Annotated in this window: 17 protein-coding genes; 8 read left to right on the top strand and 9 right to left on the bottom strand. The window is 32.7% G+C overall.

Features of this window, described 5'->3' with window-relative positions; genetic code table 11:
* Positions 1-29: 29 nt before the first annotated feature.
* The 4 genes from IW20_RS13905 to IW20_RS13890 form a co-directional block, all read right to left on the bottom strand.
* Entirely contained in the window at positions 30-2,165 is a 2,136-nt protein-coding gene (locus IW20_RS13905; RefSeq protein ID WP_035623356.1) for a polyribonucleotide nucleotidyltransferase, read from the bottom strand.
* A 155-nt stretch (positions 2,166-2,320) separates the two neighbouring features.
* Positions 2,321-2,587: a 30S ribosomal protein S15 gene (rpsO, locus tag IW20_RS13900; RefSeq protein ID WP_035623353.1), complete on the bottom strand. Its 267-nt coding sequence runs from the start codon at positions 2,585-2,587 to the stop codon at positions 2,321-2,323.
* Between the two features lie 88 nt (positions 2,588-2,675).
* Positions 2,676-3,626 (bottom strand): energy transducer TonB, encoded by a 951-nt coding sequence (locus tag IW20_RS13895; RefSeq protein ID WP_035623351.1) that lies wholly within the window; start codon positions 3,624-3,626, stop codon positions 2,676-2,678.
* Between the two features lie 39 nt (positions 3,627-3,665).
* Positions 3,666-4,121 carry a GAF domain-containing protein gene (locus IW20_RS13890; RefSeq protein WP_035623349.1) on the bottom strand — a complete coding sequence of 152 codons (456 nt, stop codon included), beginning with the start codon at positions 4,119-4,121 and terminating at the stop codon, positions 3,666-3,668.
* A gap of 71 nt (positions 4,122-4,192) precedes the next feature.
* Here IW20_RS13890 and xrtF point away from each other — a divergent pair, with 71 nt between their 5' ends.
* From xrtF to IW20_RS13850, 8 genes are all read left to right on the top strand, one after another.
* Positions 4,193-4,729, top strand: a complete 537-nt coding sequence (xrtF, locus tag IW20_RS13885) for an exosortase family protein XrtF (RefSeq protein WP_035623346.1) — start codon at positions 4,193-4,195, stop codon at positions 4,727-4,729.
* The gene (locus IW20_RS13880) at positions 4,719-5,162 is read left to right on the top strand and encodes an exosortase F system-associated membrane protein (RefSeq protein WP_035623343.1); all 444 of its coding nucleotides are present in this window, start codon (positions 4,719-4,721) and stop codon (positions 5,160-5,162) included. Before xrtF ends, IW20_RS13880 begins: the two co-directional genes overlap by 11 nt.
* Before the next feature lie 61 nt (positions 5,163-5,223).
* A complete protein-coding gene (locus IW20_RS13875; RefSeq protein ID WP_035623340.1) occupies positions 5,224-6,054 on the top strand; it encodes an ATP cone domain-containing protein in 831 nt (276 codons plus the stop codon).
* A 38-nt stretch (positions 6,055-6,092) separates the two neighbouring features.
* Positions 6,093-7,448, top strand: coding sequence for an MBL fold metallo-hydrolase (locus IW20_RS13870; RefSeq protein ID WP_035623337.1), 1,356 nt, complete (start codon positions 6,093-6,095; stop codon positions 7,446-7,448).
* 71 nt (positions 7,449-7,519) lie between these two features.
* Positions 7,520-7,921: an HYC_CC_PP family protein gene (locus IW20_RS13865; protein ID WP_035623335.1), complete on the top strand. Its 402-nt coding sequence runs from the start codon at positions 7,520-7,522 to the stop codon at positions 7,919-7,921.
* Between the two features lie 73 nt (positions 7,922-7,994).
* A complete protein-coding gene (locus tag IW20_RS13860) occupies positions 7,995-10,001 on the top strand; it encodes a TonB-dependent receptor plug domain-containing protein (protein ID WP_035623333.1) in 2,007 nt (668 codons plus the stop codon).
* Between the two features lie 56 nt (positions 10,002-10,057).
* Positions 10,058-10,399 carry a heavy-metal-associated domain-containing protein gene (locus IW20_RS13855; RefSeq protein WP_035623331.1) on the top strand — a complete coding sequence of 114 codons (342 nt, stop codon included), beginning with the start codon at positions 10,058-10,060 and terminating at the stop codon, positions 10,397-10,399.
* Positions 10,400-10,530: 131 nt separating this feature from the next.
* On the top strand, positions 10,531-11,214 hold the full coding sequence (locus IW20_RS13850) for a DedA family protein (protein ID WP_035623330.1): 684 nt from the start codon (positions 10,531-10,533) through the stop codon (positions 11,212-11,214).
* Positions 11,215-11,420: 206 nt separating this feature from the next.
* Here IW20_RS13850 and groL read toward each other — a convergent pair whose 3' ends face one another.
* From groL to IW20_RS13825, 5 genes are all read right to left on the bottom strand, one after another.
* Positions 11,421-13,049 (bottom strand): chaperonin GroEL, encoded by a 1,629-nt coding sequence (gene groL / locus IW20_RS13845; RefSeq protein WP_035623327.1) that lies wholly within the window; start codon positions 13,047-13,049, stop codon positions 11,421-11,423.
* Between the two features lie 72 nt (positions 13,050-13,121).
* Positions 13,122-13,481, bottom strand: a complete 360-nt coding sequence (locus IW20_RS13840) for a four helix bundle protein (RefSeq protein WP_035623324.1) — start codon at positions 13,479-13,481, stop codon at positions 13,122-13,124.
* A gap of 81 nt (positions 13,482-13,562) precedes the next feature.
* Positions 13,563-13,838 carry a co-chaperone GroES gene (locus tag IW20_RS13835; protein ID WP_035623321.1) on the bottom strand — a complete coding sequence of 92 codons (276 nt, stop codon included), beginning with the start codon at positions 13,836-13,838 and terminating at the stop codon, positions 13,563-13,565.
* A 142-nt stretch (positions 13,839-13,980) separates the two neighbouring features.
* Entirely contained in the window at positions 13,981-14,322 is a 342-nt protein-coding gene (secG, locus tag IW20_RS13830; RefSeq protein WP_035623319.1) for a preprotein translocase subunit SecG, read from the bottom strand.
* A gap of 3 nt (positions 14,323-14,325) precedes the next feature.
* Positions 14,326-15,357 (bottom strand): tetratricopeptide repeat protein, encoded by a 1,032-nt coding sequence (locus IW20_RS13825; RefSeq protein ID WP_035623314.1) that lies wholly within the window; start codon positions 15,355-15,357, stop codon positions 14,326-14,328.
* Positions 15,358-15,443 lie beyond the last annotated feature (86 nt).

Here is a 15,443-nt window from a genome sequence, read left to right as displayed (position 1 = left end):
GAATAAACCTTTAGTAAACTAAGATCTGATTACTCTTTTTTCTCCTCACGTGGAGGTCTTGGAAGAAGTGCTTTTCTTGACACTTTTTCTTTTCTAGTTTTAGGATCAAGTCCTAAGTATTTAACTTGGAAAACGTCTCCCATGTTAACTACGTCAGTAACGTTTTCAGTACGTTCCCAAGCTAGCTCAGATACGTGAAGTAAAACTTCATTTCCTGGTGCAGCAGTATATTCAACTACAGCTCCAAAATCAAGCATTTTAATTACTTTAACTTCATAAGCTTCGCCCATTTGAGGTTTGAAAGTAATAGATTGAATTTTAGCTAAAACAGCTTCAATTCCAGCAGGATCTGTACCTAAGATTTCGATAACACCTTGTTCATCAACTTCGTTGATTACAATAGTTGTTCCAGTAGCTTTTTGTAATTCTTGAATTACTTTTCCTCCAGGTCCAATTAATGCTCCAATAAAGTTTCCAGGAATAGTTCTAGTGATGATTTTTGGAGAGTGTGCTTTAACGTCTGCTCTTGGAGCAGCAATAGTCTCAGTTAATTTTCCTAAAATGTGTAAACGTCCTTCACGTGCTTGCCCTAAAGCTTGCTCCATAATGTCGTAACGTAAACCATCAATTTTAATATCCATTTGGCAAGCTGTAATACCATCTGCAGTTCCAGTTACTTTAAAGTCCATATCTCCTAAGTGATCTTCATCACCTAAAATATCAGACAATACAGCAAACTTTTCACCGTCAGTAATTAATCCCATAGCAATTCCAGAAACTGGTTTTGTCATTTGAACTCCGGCATCCATCAAAGCCATTGTACCAGCACAAACAGTTGCCATAGAAGAAGAACCATTAGATTCTAAAACCTCAGAAACAACACGAATTGTATAAGGACAATCAGCAGGAATCATATTTTTTAAAGCTCTTTGAGCTAAGTTACCGTGACCAACTTCTCTTCTTGAAGTTCCTCTTAGTGGTTTTGCTTCACCAGTTGAGAAAGGAGGGAAGTTATAGTGTAAATAGAATTTCTCTTCACCTTGTTCAGATGGAGAATCAATTTGGTTAGCTTCTCTAGACGTTCCTAAAGTTACTGTAGCCAATGCTTGAGTTTCTCCACGTGTAAATAAAGAAGAACCGTGAACTCTTGGTAAATAATCAGTTTCACACCAGATTGGTCTGATGTCTGTAGTTTTTCTACCATCTAAACGTACACCTAATTCTAATACTACGTTACGAACAGCCTCTTTGTTTGTTTTGTAGAAATATTTAGAAACTAAATCTCCGTCAGCAGCTAATTCTTCTTCAGTAAATAAAGCTTTTACTTCTTCTTTTACTTCAGCAAATGCAGCAGATCTTTCGTGTTTAGCTGAACCAACTTTTGCGATAGCATAAATTTTATCGTAAGCTGCAGCTTTTACTTTTTTATAGATTTCTTCGTTTTCTTTCTCACCTTCGTAAGTACGAATTTCTTTTTTACCAAAAGCAGCTTGTAAGCGTAATTGTGCTTGAATTTGAACTTTAATAGCTTCGTGAGCAAATTTAATTGCTTCAACCATTTCAGCTTCTGAAATTTCTTTCATCTCACCTTCAACCATTGCAACAGAATCTAAAGAAGCACCAATCATCATATCGATGTCAGATTTTGCTAAGTCTTCTCTGCTTGGGTTGATTACAAATTTTCCGTCGATACGTGCAACACGTACTTCTGAAATTAAGTTGTAAAAAGGAATGTCTGAAACTGCTAAAGCAGCAGATGCAGCTAAACCAGCTAATGCGTCTGGCATAACTTCTTCGTCATGAGACATTAATTGAATCATAACTTGCGTTTCAGCATGGTAATCATCTGGGAAAAGCGGACGTAAAACACGGTCTACTAATCTCATTGTTAATACTTCGCTATCACTTGGACGAGCTTCTCTTTTAAAGAAACCTCCAGGGAAACGACCAGCTGCTGCGAATTTTTCGCGGTAATCTACCGTTAATGGTAAAAAATCAACACCTGGATTAGAAGTGCGAGCCGATACTGCTGTTGCAAGTATCATCGTGTCGCCCATTCTTACTACTACAGAACCATCAGCTTGTTTAGCTAAACGTCCTGTCTCGATTGTGATGCTTCTGCCATCACCTAAATCGATTTTCTCTACAAATAATTGTGGAATCATAAATTTTTTCCTTATTGGTTATACAATGGGTTTTAGTTGTGTTGTAGTTGTTGTTGTGCGTAGTTAATGCCTAAAACCCAATGAAAAACCAAACTTTTTTTCTTTGTTTGTGTAAAAACAAAAAGAGGCACTCTCGCACCTCTTTTTTATATTGATTATTTTCTGATATTCAATACTTTGATAATCTCACGATATCTGTTGATCTCTTTCTTTTTCAAGTAATCCAACAAAGCTCTTCTTTTACCTACTAATAGTACAAGTGAACGCTCAGTGTTGTAATCATGACGATTTTTTTTCAAGTGCTCAGTTAAGTGTGAAATTCTGAACGTGAACAATGCAATCTGACCTTCTGCGCTTCCAGTGTTTGTTGCACCACCGTGTTGTGCGAAAATCTCTTCTTTTTTCTCTTTACTTAAATACATTCCAATATTATTTAATGATTTTTATGTATGTCATACAACTTTTGTAAGACGGGTGCAAAAATAGTACTTTTTTCTCTAAAAATAAATTTTATTGATTATTTTTTCTAATTGTTATAGGTAACGAATAGCTAACTCGCCTAGGAATGCCTCTTATTAAGCCCGGAATCCATTTTCCAGCATTTGTAATTGTGGTTATTGCATTTACATTTAAATCGTAGCCAAGTCCTCTTAAAATTCTTGGTTCAACCAGGTTTCCTTCTTTGTCTATAACGAAATAAATATACATTTTTCCTAAAAATCTATTTTCAGAAGTATCTAAATTTTGTGATATGTATTGGTAAAATGATTCCATTCCGGATTTAGGCACGGGTCTTTGAAAGACAACTTTATAATGATGCCCGATTTGTAAGGAATCAATGCTTGTTCCTGATTTTAATTTTCCGTTTTCATAAATCTCTGTAAAAGTGTATTGACTTTTTATGCCTTTTCCCTTCCAGATTCCGTCAGGAAAACCATCTTTTATTTTTCCGCTTTGTTCAACATCTCCATTTATCTCATTAATTTCGCCATTGCCGTTTATTACCGTTTGTTCCTTTTCGGAATTCCAAAAGCTATTTACTTTAAACAAAACTTCACCTTTTTTTTCAAAATATTCGAGTTCAGATTTTGGGTTTCCATTTTCATACCAATTAAACTCTTTTCCAGTTTTTTTTCTCTTTGAATAATTGACGGAGAGTTTTTTATTCCCATTTTCGTAATAATAAACATAAGGCCCCTCTTCTTTGATAATATCCTTGTCAGTTGTACCACCAATCATTTGTAAGGTTTTTGATTTGTAGTAATCCTTAACGATATAAATTTTTTTATCATCAGAGTAATAATCTTTAATGACTCTTATATATTTATAGTTATCAGACGTTGTTTCTAGCCAAGTAGAATCGAGGTAAACAATTTTATCTGGAGAGATTTCTGTTTGTGTTTGAGAAAACAGTTTTGTTGAAATGGAGAGAAGGAAAAAAACGCGTAAAATTAGTTTCATAAAAGAGTTTAAAAATAAAGTTACGCGAATGTATTATTTTTAGTACAATTTAGCAACTTCCAAATTTACAAACTCTAGAAATCTTTCGTCAGCTTCTGTAAAAGGGTCAATAACGTGACTATCAATATCAATTTGACCAATATTTACTCCGTCTACAAATAAAGGAACCACGATTTCAGACTTTACAGTAAAACTACATGCAATATAATTGTCCTGAGCAGCAACGTCTGGCACAACAAAATTAGCATTGCTTTCTGCAACTTGCCCACATATTCCTTTTCCAAAAGGGATTACAGTATGATCAGTTTCGGCTCCTACATAAGGTCCTAAATGCAAAGTTTTATTTTCGTGATTGGCAAAATAAAATCCAACCCAGTTATAATAATCAACATTGGCGTTTAATAACTGACAAATGCTTAATAGTTTTTCGTCTCTTGATTGGTTTGTATCTGCTACAATTGCAGTTATTTTTGGTTGTAATTCCTGAAAAGTCATATTATTTAGTTTTTATACAAAAGTATTTAAAGCCAAATTCAAAAAATACATAAATTTGTTAAAAATTTCTCTTGAAAAAATATTTAATCCAGTACAAGCCTTTTCTTCTTTTTATAGGTACATTTTTTGGAACTTATATTCTATTAACATTCGTTTATCAATTCTATTTGAGCGGTTTTGGGAATGATAAAATAGATGGAATAACAAAACTAGTAGGTAATCAAACCGAATGGTTATTGCAATTATTTGATAATAGTGCAAAAGTCGATAAAACTCCCTCAAAGCCATATTTACAGATATTTTATAATCAAAAATTAGTTGCTTTAATTGTAGAAGGTTGTAATGCGATTAGTGTAATTATTTTGTTTGTATCCTTTATAGTTGCCTTTTCAGGAAAATTAAAGCCGACATTGTTTTATATTTTAGGAGGAAGTCTTTTTATTTATATCCTTAATGTTTGCCGAATCGCTTCATTAACAGGATTATTGTGTTATTTTCCTGAAAAATCACATCTTTTACACGGAGTACTTTTTCCGTTGGTTATTTATGGAGTAGTTTTTATTTTGTGGATTATTTGGGTAAGTAAATTTTCTAAATATGCTAAATAATATTCTTCAAAATAAATCAAGAATCTTTCTCTTAATTGTGTTTGTATTTCTTTTGGCAGGCATAAGAGCATTTGAAAATCAGTTGTTTTATGATCCTTTTCTCGTTTATTTCGAGACAGATTATAAAGAACTTCCTTTGCCAGAGTTTAATTCGATTCAATTATTTTTTGGGTTGCTATTTCGATATTTCTTAAACACAATTATATCATTGGGGATAATCTATGTTCTTTTTAAAGAAATCGAACTCGTTAAGTTTGCTTCAGTTTTATATGTAATGTTTTTTCTAGTCTTGATTATTGCTTTCTATTGTGTTATTTACTTTTATGGCAATCAAAACAATTTGATACTTTTTTATATACGTCGTTTTTTAATTCAACCTATTCTTATACTGTTGTTTGTTCCAGGATTTTACTATCAAAAAATAAATAAATAAGCCTTTTTTTGTACCTTTAGTAGTCGATTTGTATTTGTTTAATTTTCAAATCAAAAAATAGATGAAAGTTGTAAAAAAATCAGGAGATACAGTTGTCTTTGATAGAAAAAAATTAGAGAAATCTCTTTTGAATTCTGGTGCTAATCAATCAGTTGTTCAGGATGTTTTACAAATAATAGAGAAAGAAATGTACGAAGGGATTTCGACCAAAAAAATCTATAAGATGGCTTTTAGGTTGCTCAGAAAAATATCCCATTCGCATGCAGCAAGGTATAATCTTAAAGAAGCTATACAATTATTAGGGCCTGCTGGTTTTTACTTCGAAAAATATATTGCCAGACTTTTCTCCAAAGAAAATTATGAAACTAAAACTAATCTGACTTTGCAAGGCAAATGTGTTACGCATGAAATAGATGTCTTGATAAAAAAGAACGATGTCATTGCAATGGTGGAATGTAAGTTTCATATGGGAAAAGAAGCTTCTACAGATGTAAAAGTACCTATGTATATTCTATCCAGATTTAATGATATAAAAGAAAGAAAGCATTCTGTTTTTACAGACAAAGATGTTGTATCAGAATGTTGGATAGTTACCAATAATCGATTTACATCGGATGCGATGACTTTTGGAGCGTGTTCAGGATTAAATTTATTGAGTTGGGATTATCCTGTAAATAACAACTTGAGAACAAAGAATGAGAATAATAATCTGTATCCTATAACTTGTTTAACCACACTTACTCTGGCCGAAAAGGATAAACTATTGGCGCTAGATGTAATTTTGGTAAAGGAGTTATTAAATAACCACAGTTGTTTAGAAAAAATTGGATTAAGTTCTCAAAGAATAAAAGGTGTTACAAAAGAAGCCTCGGAGTTGTGTAGGTATTCTTAAAATAATGCTTTTATCTATGTAATTTAAATTCAAATAAAATGAAAGTCAAATTCATTGGAGGTGCAGGAACCGTAACAGGTTCAAAAACGTTGATTGAGAGTAATGGAGTTAGAATTTTAATAGATTGCGGGCAGTTTCAGGGGATAAAACCTTTGAGAGAACTTAACTGGGAGCCTTTGTCCGTATTACCTTCAACTATAGATTTTGTGTTACTCACACATGGACATTTAGACCATTGTGGTTGGTTGCCAAGATTAGTATATCAGGGTTTTAAAGGAAAGATATATTGTTCTGGGCCTACAAAAGAAATTGCTAAACTCATTCTTTTGGATAGTGCCAAGATTCAGGAAGAAGAAGCAAATAAGGCAAATGAAGAACAATATTCTAAACATGAAATTGCAGAACCACTTTATACTGTAGAGCAGGCCAAGAAAGTCTTTCCGCTTTTTAGAGTTGTAAAAATAAATGAACCATTTCTTTTAGAACCAGATATTTCGGCGGTTTTTTTTACAGCAGGACATATTATGGGAGCTTGTAGTATTGCATTAACGGCTGAGAAAAAAACACTAGTTTTTTCGGGAGATGTCGGTCGCGATAATGATGTGTTACTATATCCTCCGGAAAAACCCAAAACTGCAGATTATGTTTTTTTAGAAAGTACCTACGGAAACCGATTGCATCCAGATACCGATGCCAAAGAAGAGCTGGAAAAATATATTAATGCTGCATTTCAGAAAAAGGGAACAGTTATCATCCCTAGTTTTGCTGTAGAGCGAGCGCAAAGTGTAATGTATTTGTTGTGGCAGCTCAAGAAAGAAGGTAGGATTCCGAATATTCCATATATTATTGATACTCCTATGGGAATTAGTGCCTTAGAAATCTTTATGAATAATAGAGAATGGCATAAGCTAACGATAGAAGAGTGTACAGGTATGACCAAAATGTTTTCTTTAGTCTCAGATTATCAGGAAACGATGGATATTATTTATAATAAAAGCCCAAAAGTGATTATTGCTGCAAGCGGAATGGCGACAGGAGGAAGGGTTTTAAATTATTTTGAACATTATATAGGATTGCGCGAAACAACAATAATTATTGTAGGTTATCAAGCTGAAGGAACTCGTGGAAGAAAGTTATTAGATGGTGATAAAGAAATTAAAATAAGAGGTAAATATTTTCCAGTTAAAGCTAAGATTTTAAAAATAGCAGGGCTTTCTGCTCATGGTGATCAGGATGATTTGCTTCTTTGGCTTTCAGCATTAGAAAATAAGCCAAAAAAAGTTTTTCTGGTTCATGGAGAAAATATTCCTGCAGATGCGCTTCGTATAAAAATAAAAGAGAAATATGGTTTTAATTGCTCTATTCCTTTAATGGAACAGGAGTTTGACTTGTAAGAGCACTTTTTAAAATTTTTAACAAGAATTTCATTTTAGGAATTGATTATAATGCTAATTTTGCAGGCGATATGAATATAAAAAAATGCACTAGTTTATTTTTAGCATTTCTACTATTGGTTTGCAATGTAGGACTAGCTTTTGATGTGCATTATTGTGGAGGCAAATTAGCTTCGATTTCATTAAATAAAACAGTAGAAGCACCTCCAGTAAAAAAATGTTGCGGGATTGCAGTCGAAAAAAAATCATCTTGCTGTAAAGACAAAGTAGTTCATTTTGAGAAAAAGTCAGATACAGCTACAATTAAGACATTTTTATTTCAGTTTGATTTTCCATTTACGTTACAAGAATTTAAAACAGTTGCTTTTTTCTGTATTCCGAGTTTTAAAAGCAAACAGATAATTGCATATTATAGCGATGCGCACGCACCTCCGCTATTTAAACTCTATCACCAATATATATTTTACGCCTGATTTTAATGTTTTTTAAAGTCAAATCATTTTGTATGGTTTGAGTCTACTCTTTTCAAACATTAAAATTATTATCATGAAAAAAAATATAGCGCTTTTTGCTATGCTATTGCTTTGTATTCCAGTTTTTGCACAAGAAAATTTGGAAGAAGTTAAGATTACCAAAAAGCAAAAAGGAATTAAAAAATCATATACACTTACAGGAAATACTTCATTAATAACAAGTAAAGAATTGCTTAAAGCAGCTTGTTGTAATCTCGCCGAAAGTTTTGAAACTAATCCATCTATTGATGTTAACTTTTCGGATGCATTAACAGGAACAAAGCAAATTAAAATGCTAGGACTTACAAGTCCGTACTTAATGATTACCGAAGAGAATATTCCATCAGTTCGTGGAGCTTCTCAGGCTTATGGATTATCATTTACACCTGGAACATGGGTCGAAAGTATTCAGATAACCAAAGGAGCAGGAAGTGTTGTAAATGGTTATGAAAGTATTTCAGGACAAATAAACACAGAATTATTAAAACCGATGAATGATATTCCGTTCTTCCTGAATGCTTATGGTTCTACCGATTCTCGGTTTGAATTAAACACTCATTTTACTAAACAACTTTCGGATAAATGGGCAACAAGTTTATTAGTTCATGGTAATGCACGTGTTGCAAAAACCGACATGAACGATGATGGATTTATGGATAATCCGTTGGCGAAGCAAATCAATATCCTAAATCGTTACCAATATACTAATGCCGAGAAAGGTTGGGTTGGTTTTGTTAATCTTAGATATATGAATGATAAGAAGCAAACCGGACAACTTGATTTTGATAAAGATCGAGATAGAGGTACGACGAATTATTGGGGGTCTGAAATTAATACGGAACGAATTGATGTTTCGACCAAGATAGGTTATGTTTTTCCGGATATGCCTTTTCAGAGTATTGGTTTTCAGAATGCATTTAACAGCCATAATCAGAAATCGTATTATGGTTTAAATGATTATAATATCAAACAGAATAGTTATTATTCTAATTTGATTTTTAATTCGATTATCGATAATACCAAGAATAAGTTTGCAGCAGGATTGAACTTTACATACGATCAATATCAAGAGTTTGTGAATGTAACAGATTATAGCCGAATAGATAATTCTGTTGGGGCTTTCTTTGAGTATACGTATGATAACACGGATAATTTTAGTGTTATTTTAGGCGGAAGAATCGATAATCATAATCGTCTAGGAACTTTTGTAACACCACGATTGCATGTAAGATACAATCCTTGGGAAAAAGCTGTTTTAAGATTTTCGGCGGGAAGAGGAAAACGTTCGGCGAATATTTTTGCCGAGAATCAGCAACTTTTTGCTAGTTCAAGAGTATTCTCAATTCTAGATAATAGCGGTAAAATTTACGGAATGAATCCTGAGATTGCTTGGAATTACGGATTGAGTTTTTCGCAAAAGTTTTCTCTTTTTGGTAAGCATGCCGAAGTTGTTTTTGATTTATACAGAACTGATTTCCAGAATCAGGTTGTTGTAGATGTAATGCAAAGTCCGCAAGAAGTTTTATTCTACAATTTAAACGGAAAGTCTTATGCTAATAGTTTACAAGTAGAATTTAACTATGAATTATTAAAGAATTTCAATTTCCGCTCAGCTTATAAATATTATGATATCAGAACAGATTATTTATCTGGAAATTATGCAAGACCGTTACAGGCAAAACATCGTTTTTTTGGAAACCTAGAATACGAAACAAATCTTGTTGACGGAAAACAGTGGAAGTTAGATTATACTTTTAATTGGATAGGGCAACAACAATTGCCAAACACGGCTTCAAATCCTGAGAAAGATAGGTTGCCTGAGTTTTCGCCCTCATATTCTTTGATGAATGCTCAAGTAACAAGAGTTTTTTCTGATGTTTTTGAAGTGTATGTAGGAGGGGAGAATATCGGGAATTACCGCCAAGACAAAGCTATATTAGGAAGTGGTAATCCGTTTGGATCAGATTTTGATGCTTCAATAATATATGCTCCTGTTTTTGGACAAATGTATTACGCAGGATTGCGATTTAAAATAAAATAACAATTTCAATAACAATTTCAATATCAAAAATTCAATAACAATAAATAATTAATAAAATGAGAAATTTAATATTAATAGCATTAATCACTTTTTTAGGGTTTTCGGCTCAGGCTCAAGAGAAAAAGAATAAAAATGCGAAGTATGAAACAGAAGTAAGTGGTAACTGTGAGCATTGTAAAAAAAGAATAGAAAAAGCTGCTTTTGGTGTTTCGGGAGTAAAATCGGCAGTATGGGATATCAGTAGCCATAAGCTAAATTTAATATTGAATGAAGAAAAAACTTCACCTGCAGATGTGAAAAATGCTATTGCTAAATCAGGTCATGATACTGACATCGCGAAGACTACACAGGAGGTTTATGACGGACTTCCGATGTGTTGCAAATACGAAAGAAAATAATAAGAGAGAACATGTGGGAATTTGGCTTTTTTATAGCGTTAATAAAACTTTAAAATATGCCAATTTATTGTGGTTAAACTAATTTATTATTACTTTCACCAACTTATAAATTTAACGAATAAATCGCTTATATGAATAATTTTGATTGGACTCAATTAATTAATCCTGAGTTTTATATTACCCTTACCATTGGTGGATTTCAAATTGGTTTATACATTGTTATATTTATAGTTTTTGCCGAAACAGGGCTTTTTGCGGGTTTCTTTTTACCAGGTGATAGTTTACTTTTCTTAGCTGGAATTTATAGTCGTGATTTAATTCAGAATATGGTTTACATCGAAAGCGATTTTATAAACGTATTTCTGCTCTCATTAATGGTTGCTATTTCAGGGATTTTTGGAAATATGACTGGATATTGGTTTGGAGCCAAAAGTGGTTATTATTTGTTTAAAAAAGAAGATACCTTTTGGTTTAAGAAAAAATACCTGTTACAATCAAAAGATTTCTTTGAGAAATACGGAGGTAAAGCTATAATCTATGCTCGTTTTTTACCAATTTTCAGAACATTTGCTCCTATAGTTGCAGGAATTGTATCTATGGATAAAAAGAAATTTATGTTCTATAACATTCTAAGTTCATTTTTGTGGGCTTTTATTCTGATATTTTCAGGACACTATCTTTACGGTGTGTTTTTGAAACAAGGAGTTGATCTAAAACAACATATCGAGTACATCATTATAATTATTGTTATCATAACGACTTTCCCAGTTTTAATGAAACTACTAAAGAAAAGACCAGTAGATAAAATACAATAATAGATATTAAAATTAAACTAAGAAATCCGAAGCTTTAAACTTCGGATTTTTTTATTTATAATTGTTAGTAAAAGGCTTTTATAGCTTTAATAAATTGGAGAAGAAATGATATTATAAAATATATAAATAGGTATTAAAACAAAAAAATCCGAAGCTATAAACTTCGGATTTTTTTTGTTTCAAGACTTTGTAAGTCAGGAAGGATATTACATCATTCCTGGCATACCACCACCCATTGGGTTTCCGCCTCCATTATCTTCTTTAATATCGATCAAAGCACATTCAGTAGTTAAGATCATTCCTGCTACAGAAGCAGCGTTTTCTAAAGCTACACGAGTTACTTTTTTAGGATCGATAATACCTGCTTTAAGCATATCTACATATTCGTCAGTTTTAGCATTGTATCCAAAATCACCAGAACCTTCGGCAACTTTAGCAACAACTACAGAACCTTCAAGACCTGCGTTTTCAACGATAGTTCTTAATGGAGCTTCTACAGCACGAGATACGATTTGAATACCTGTAGCTTCATCTGCATTGTCAGCTTTAATTTCGCTCAAAGCGTTTTTAGCTCTTAACAAAGCAACTCCACCACCAGCAACAATTCCTTCTTCAACAGCAGCACGAGTAGCATGTAATGCATCATCAACTCTGTCTTTTTTCTCTTTCATTTCTACTTCAGATGCAGCACCAACGTAAAGTACAGCAACACCACCAGCTAATTTAGCTAAACGCTCCTGTAATTTTTCTTTGTCATAATCAGAAGTTGTAGCTTCCATTTGACCTTTAATTTGGTTTACACGATTTTTGATCATGTCTGCTTCACCAGCACCACTTACAATTGTAGTGTTATCTTTATCGATAGTTACTTTTTTAGAAGTACCTAACATTTCGATAGTAGTGTTTTCTAGAGTGTATCCTCTTTCTTCAGAGATTACAGTTCCGCCAGTTAAGATAGCGATATCTTCTAGCATTGCTTTTCTTCTGTCTCCAAAACCAGGTGCTTTTACAGCAGCAATTTTAAGAGCTCCACGTAATTTGTTAACTACAAGAGTTGATAAAGCTTCCCCATCAACATCTTCAGCAATAATTAATAAGGGCTTTCCTGATTGAGCTACTGGCTCTAAAACTGGTAAAAGTTCTTTTAAAGAAGAAACTTTTTTGTCGTACAAAAGGATATATGGACTCTCTAATTCTACTTCCATTTTTTCAGGATTTGTAACGAAATATGGAGAAAGGTATCCTCTGTCAAATTGCATTCCTTCTACAACATCTACGAAAGTATCTGTTCCTTTTGCTTCTTCAACAGTAATAACACCTTCTTTTCCAACTTTTGCGAAAGCAGTAGCGATTAATTCACCAATTACTTCGTCGTTATTAGCAGAAATAGATGCAATTTGTTTTATTTTTTCTGAATCACTTCCAACAACTTTAGCTTGTTTAGCTAAGTCGGCAACGATAGTTTCAACAGCTTTGTCGATACCACGTTTTAAATCCATTGGGTTAGCTCCAGCAGCTACGTTTTTCAAACCTTCTTTTACGATTGCTTGAGCTAAAACTGTAGCAGTTGTAGTTCCATCTCCAGCTAAATCATTAGTTTTTGATGCTACTTCTTTAACCATCTGAGCTCCCATATTTTCTAATGGGTCTTTTAATTCGATTTCTTTAGCTACAGTAACACCATCTTTGGTTACGTTTGGTCCACCAAAAGATTTTCCGATGATTACGTTACGACCTTTTGGTCCTAAAGTTACTTTTACTGCATTTGCTAATGCATCAACACCACGTTTTAATCCGTCACGTGCTTCAATATCAAATTTTATATCTTTTGCCATTTTTGTTATTTGCTTTAGGCAGTAGGCTTTAGGCTTTAAGCCTTTCTACTGCTGGTTAATTTTGTTTTTTATTTAAATAGAATTGATTAAAGCTTTCTTTAGATTGTAAATTTTGCTTTTAATTATGTTTATCTCTTTTTCAAGAGGTTCGTATAATTCAATACTAATGTAATTTAAATCTTTTGAGAGTAATAGTAAATATTCTGTTTCATTGGCAGAACCCAAAGCGATATTGAGAAATTGATTAAATTCTTTGTCGCTATTTCTTCCACATCCTTCACTAATATTTGTAGGTATTGATGAGGACGCTCTTCGAATTTGACTTGTTAATCCGTATAATTCTTCTTTTGGATATATAGCAGTAATTTTATATACTGCTAAAGTAAAAGAATGACTTAACTGCCAGACATCGTATTTTTTAAAATCTCTCATTTGTTTTTTGCATAAAGCTTTAGGTAGTATATTCTAAGCAATCAGAGAAGCTTAAAGCCTACAGCTTATAGCGTAAAGTCTTTAGATGATTGCAAGAATATCGTCTTCTCTCATTATTAGGTAATCAATTCCTTCATGTTTTAATTCGGTTCCTGCATATTTACCATAAAGAACAGTATCTCCAATTTTTACAGTCATAGTATGGTCTTTAGTACCATTACCTACAGCTACAACAGTTCCTTTTTGTGGTTTTTCTTTGGCAGTATCTGGAATAAAAATCCCTGACGCAGTTTTAGTCTCAGCAGCAACTGGCTCAATAAGTACGCGATCTGAAAGCGGTTTAATGTTTAAAGTCATGATTTTATAATTATGTTATGTTTATAATTTTGTTTGCTTATAAACTTTCAGAAACTATGCCACCTTAAAAAAACTGACATTATTTCTTATAAAAAATGCCAGCTTTGACAGGCTGGCATTTCTATATTTTATAAAGAATGTATTATTTTGCTGGGTTTGTCGCAGCAGGTGCTTCTTGTGTTGGAGCTGCAGGCGTAGTGACTGGAGCAGTAGTTGCAGATTTCTCAATAATTTTAGATTCTACATCGCTTAATGAACCAGTAAAACTTAAACTAGAAAGTAAGATTAATGCAATTAAAATTGTAGCTAAAGTCCAAGTACTTTTATCTAAAAAGTCAGTTGTTTTTTGAACTCCACCTAACATTTGAGATCCACTTATTGTTGAAGATAATCCACCACCTTTAGGGTTTTGAACCATGATTACTACGATCAATAGAAAACATACTATTGTGATTAAAACTAAAAAAATTGAAAATGTGCTCATTGTTTAATTATTATTGTTATTTTGTTGTAATGTCTTAATATCCGAAATACGGTCTGCAAAGAAACTAATTTTTTCTGGATATTTCAAAATTAATATTTCATATGCTTGTATTGCTTTTGTATATTTCTTTTGTTCTAAATATACTCTGGCCAAAGTCTCTGTCATTAAATAGGTATTATCATCCTTATTAATGTCAATCTGGATGTTTGCAGCAACTGTTGTAGTCGATTTTACAGGAGAAATTTTTGGACTTGTTTCAATGAATTTGTCTATTAATTCAGCCTTTTTCTTTTTCTCTTCGTCAATTTCGATTAGTGAAGAATCAATTTCAGCAGGCTCTTCTTGTTTCTCTTCTTCCTTTTCCTCGTTTTTTACTTCGATTTTTTCCTCTTCATCTTTCTTTTTCTCTTCCTCTTTTCGTTCAATAGGCTCTGTTCTGGATAGTTGAAGCCATTCTTGAAACGAGTGTTTTTCGTTTTTAGAAAAATCCAAAGGTTTTCCAATCTCTAGGTTTTCTTCTGCGGTTTCTATAGCTTCAGGGCTTTCTATTGTTTCTAAGGCTTCTACAGTTTCTATAATTTCTTCAGAAGTAATTAGATTCTCCTCAACATTTGGTATAGAAGCTTCCTTTATAGAAGTAAGAATAGAGCGCTCAATAGGATCTATTAATTTAGGTTCTATTTTTTCTATAAAATCTTCCAGAGCAACAACTTCAGGTAAAAGATGTTCGCTGTCAACAACATCTATGTCCAAAAGAGCCGAAGCTTTTTTGTCGTAATACTCTTTTTGAATGATCGAAAAAGTTTCGGATGTTATAAAATCAAATAAAATAGCTCTATCTGTTGTATGTGCAGCGGTAACTTTTAAGGCATAATTATACTTAAAGCTGTTTTGACTGTAAAGCCCTTTTAATCGTAATGCTCTTGCACTCTGAAAATATGGGAATTCATTCAAGACATTGCCTAATGCTTCCGTTTGCTTTTCTGTAATAGCATCGGGTCTGTTTATTAGGTATGTATAATCGTTAACATTCATTGTTTTTTTGTTTAACTGTTTATTCGTTAAATTGTTTATTTGTATACTCGTTTTTATTTTTGAACCGAATTAACGATTAGCCAATT

Origin of the sequence: Flavobacterium hydatis (genome assembly GCF_000737695.1) — a bacterium.
In the GTDB taxonomy this organism is placed as follows: Bacteria; Bacteroidota; Bacteroidia; order Flavobacteriales; family Flavobacteriaceae; genus Flavobacterium; species Flavobacterium hydatis.
The sequence above is the reverse complement of the archived record's forward strand: the minus strand, read 5'-3'. Positions and strand labels throughout refer to the sequence as shown.

Coding starts and splice junctions, on each gene's coding strand:
- IW20_RS13905 (WP_035623356.1), bottom strand. CDS start 2,165: ATGATTCCACAATTATTTGTAGAGAAAATCGATTTAGGTGATGGCAGA.
- rpsO (WP_035623353.1), bottom strand. CDS start 2,587: ATGTATTTAAGTAAAGAGAAAAAAGAAGAGATTTTCGCACAACACGGT.
- IW20_RS13895 (WP_035623351.1), bottom strand. CDS start 3,626: ATGAAACTAATTTTACGCGTTTTTTTCCTTCTCTCCATTTCAACAAAA.
- IW20_RS13890 (WP_035623349.1), bottom strand. CDS start 4,121: ATGACTTTTCAGGAATTACAACCAAAAATAACTGCAATTGTAGCAGAT.
- IW20_RS13880 (WP_035623343.1), top strand. CDS start 4,719: ATGCTAAATAATATTCTTCAAAATAAATCAAGAATCTTTCTCTTAATT.
- IW20_RS13875 (WP_035623340.1), top strand. CDS start 5,224: ATGAAAGTTGTAAAAAAATCAGGAGATACAGTTGTCTTTGATAGAAAA.
- IW20_RS13870 (WP_035623337.1), top strand. CDS start 6,093: ATGAAAGTCAAATTCATTGGAGGTGCAGGAACCGTAACAGGTTCAAAA.
- IW20_RS13865 (WP_035623335.1), top strand. CDS start 7,520: ATGAATATAAAAAAATGCACTAGTTTATTTTTAGCATTTCTACTATTG.
- IW20_RS13860 (WP_035623333.1), top strand. CDS start 7,995: ATGAAAAAAAATATAGCGCTTTTTGCTATGCTATTGCTTTGTATTCCA.
- IW20_RS13855 (WP_035623331.1), top strand. CDS start 10,058: ATGAGAAATTTAATATTAATAGCATTAATCACTTTTTTAGGGTTTTCG.
- IW20_RS13850 (WP_035623330.1), top strand. CDS start 10,531: ATGAATAATTTTGATTGGACTCAATTAATTAATCCTGAGTTTTATATT.
- groL (WP_035623327.1), bottom strand. CDS start 13,049: ATGGCAAAAGATATAAAATTTGATATTGAAGCACGTGACGGATTAAAA.
- IW20_RS13840 (WP_035623324.1), bottom strand. CDS start 13,481: ATGAGAGATTTTAAAAAATACGATGTCTGGCAGTTAAGTCATTCTTTT.
- IW20_RS13835 (WP_035623321.1), bottom strand. CDS start 13,838: ATGACTTTAAACATTAAACCGCTTTCAGATCGCGTACTTATTGAGCCA.
- secG (WP_035623319.1), bottom strand. CDS start 14,322: ATGAGCACATTTTCAATTTTTTTAGTTTTAATCACAATAGTATGTTTT.
- IW20_RS13825 (WP_035623314.1), bottom strand. CDS start 15,357: ATGAATGTTAACGATTATACATACCTAATAAACAGACCCGATGCTATT.